Below are 582 nucleotides of genomic sequence, written 5' to 3' on the forward strand. Positions count from 1 at the left end.
TTCGGGCTGGCCGAAGTAGATTCGCGGGTACCAGCGGCGGGAGAGTTCCTTGATGGAGCTGACGTCGATCATCCGGTAGTGCAGGTATGTGTCCAGTGCCGTCATGTCCCGTGAGATGAATCCGCGGTCGGTGGCGATTGAATTGCCTGCCAAGGGAGCCGTACCGGCGACGGGAACGTGCTTGCGGATGTACGCGAGCACCTCTTTCTCCGCCTCGGCGAGGGTGACCGTCGACTTACGAACCTCTTCGGTCAGTCCCGACTTTGCGTGCATCTTCTTCACGACGTCGGGCATTGCAGCCAACGCGTCGTCGTCGGCGTGGATGACGATGTCCACACCTTCGCCCAAGATGTTCAAGTCGCTGTCGGTCACCAGAGCCGCAATCTCGATGAGTTTGTCCGACTCGAGTCGCAGCCCGGTCATTTCGCAATCGATCCATACCAATTTGTCCTGCACCAGGAACACAGTAGTGCGCGCGGGCGCGGGATAAGGTCTGCGGTGGAAACTCGACGTGTGTGAGACGGCGTTCGGGTGATGACAAGAACTTCGCCGCATTGCAACGAGGAGGGCTTTTCGATGACC

The 582-nt window shown here is 59.3% G+C and carries 1 protein-coding gene; it reads right to left on the reverse strand.

Going from position 1 to position 582, the window contains the following annotated elements:
* Positions 1-456: oligoribonuclease (orn, locus tag ABD369_RS40905; RefSeq protein ID WP_344641708.1), on the reverse strand; the 456-nt coding region annotated here is incomplete at its 3' end.
* Positions 457-582: the final 126 nt, after the last annotated feature.

Origin of the sequence: Kitasatospora cystarginea, from assembly GCF_039533515.1 — a bacterium.
Classification (GTDB): domain Bacteria; phylum Actinomycetota; class Actinomycetes; order Streptomycetales; family Streptomycetaceae; genus Kitasatospora; species Kitasatospora cystarginea.